A 1,669-nucleotide genomic window follows, 5' to 3' on the forward strand; every position below is an offset into this window, starting at 1 on the left:
CGATGCCCGGCCCTTCAAATGGACCAAGACCGCCGACCAGATCCTTGACCGGATCTGCCGCTACTGCTCACGCATCTCCGAACCAGATCACTAGGGCCTGTCCGGCGAATCAGGTGACGGGCTCGGGGTGGGTCGTCGGATCTGGCGTCCGGCGGGGAGTTCCGACGAGTGACGAGTAGCCCCACCCCTTGGAGGCATCGGCATCGGGTCACCCCTGCGACCGCACGGCACATCAGCGGCTGCCAAAGATCATCCCCCGCCGACATCCCCTCTTCTACCGCGAGATGATCAGAGGGCAACGAGTTCTGTCTCGACTGAGCGTCCTCCGACCGACGCGAGCGCGCCGGTAGAACCGAGTCACGACCGTGCGGGCCCGAATACGCCTCCATCGCTGCTCGCGGATGGTGCATGAGGAGTACATGTCGTCAACCAGGACCATGTCCGGCAAGATGCGGGGACGTCCGACCAGCCCCGGAACCCACAGTGCCGGCCACCCCTCCTCGGCGACCGGTCAGGAAGCAATGCTCGATCCGAGCCCCCTGCGCATCGTGAAGGCCACACCCGAGCCAACGAGCGGATAATCCGAAGGGCGCGCCCTAGGCGCGCAGGTCCTTGCGGAAGACCGTGGAGCTGTGCCGGACCGTCATGCCCACCCGTAGATACAGGTCGAGTGCGCCGGTGTCCGAGTGTGTCCACAGGGTGCAGGAGCGTCGGCCCGTCTGGTGGAAGGCGCGGAACGTGTGGCGTAGCAGTAGTCGGGCGATGCCTCGGTTGCGGTGGGCGTGGTGGACGGCGACCTGTTCGATGTAACCCTCGCCCGTGTCGGGTAGGTCCAACGCCAGCGCGGCACCCACCAGTTGGCCGTCAGTGAGGGCCAGGGCCGACTGCTCCGGAGCGAAGACGGTTCGCTCGATGGTGTGTGGCCCACTCCTCGTACGCCTGCCGCCGCTCCTGCCACTCGTCGAACGCGTCCTGGACGAGTACGTGCGCGGCGGGCCCGTCGCCGACGCGGAAGGGCCGCACCACCACGCCCGTCGGCGGCTCGGGCACCGAGGGCTCGGCCGGCATGGCGAACTCCAGCAGCCAGGCCGTCACCAGCGGCTTGTACCCGCGCGAGCGCAACAGCTCGACGGCACGGGAATCCGCGTCCGGCACGGTCTGCACGATGCCGTCCGCGCCGGCCTGCCGCGCCCGTGCCGGCGCCCAGTCGAGAAGCGCCGCGCCCAGGCCCCGGCCCCCGTGCTCCGGGTGCACGTCGACCTCGGAGCGCCGGTCCACCCAGGCCCGGGCAGCCAGACGCCCGGCCCGGTCGAGGACGAGCACGGTGTCCCACTCCGACACCAGACCAGGCCGCGCGAGATCGGCGGCGACGGCCCCGGCGTCGCTCTGCACGCGCCCGTACACCTCCCGTTCGCAGGCCGTGACCAGAGCCCGGATCGCCGGGATGTCGTGGACGCCCGCGGGCCGCGAACGGTAACCGGGCGGCAGTGACGGGACCATCGAGAGCATCGACGGACCCTAGCCGCACTCCGATCGCCCGGTGCAGGTGCACTGACCTGATCCGCCGGACAGGCCCTTAGAGGTCGTTTCATCCTGTTGTTTCATCCCGTGATGCGGTCTTTATTGTGCTGTGGGGTCGCGCCAGGAGATGGTGTTCTCGCCGGTGAGG

Annotated in this window: 2 protein-coding genes; both read right to left on the minus strand. The window is 69.2% G+C overall.

Going from position 1 to position 1,669, the window contains the following annotated elements; genetic code table 11:
- Positions 1–596: 596 nt before the first annotated feature.
- Positions 597–836: a GNAT family N-acetyltransferase gene (locus ACGFR7_RS37490; protein WP_393328562.1), complete on the minus strand. Its 240-nt coding sequence runs from the start codon at positions 834–836 to the stop codon at positions 597–599.
- 28 nt (positions 837–864) lie between these two features.
- Positions 865–1,509 (minus strand): GNAT family N-acetyltransferase, encoded by a 645-nt coding sequence (locus ACGFR7_RS37495; RefSeq protein ID WP_393328565.1) that lies wholly within the window; start codon positions 1,507–1,509, stop codon positions 865–867.
- Positions 1,510–1,669 lie beyond the last annotated feature (160 nt).

It is taken from the genome of Streptomyces sp. NPDC048516, from assembly GCF_043199875.1.
In the GTDB taxonomy this organism is placed as follows: domain Bacteria; phylum Actinomycetota; class Actinomycetes; order Streptomycetales; family Streptomycetaceae; genus Streptomyces.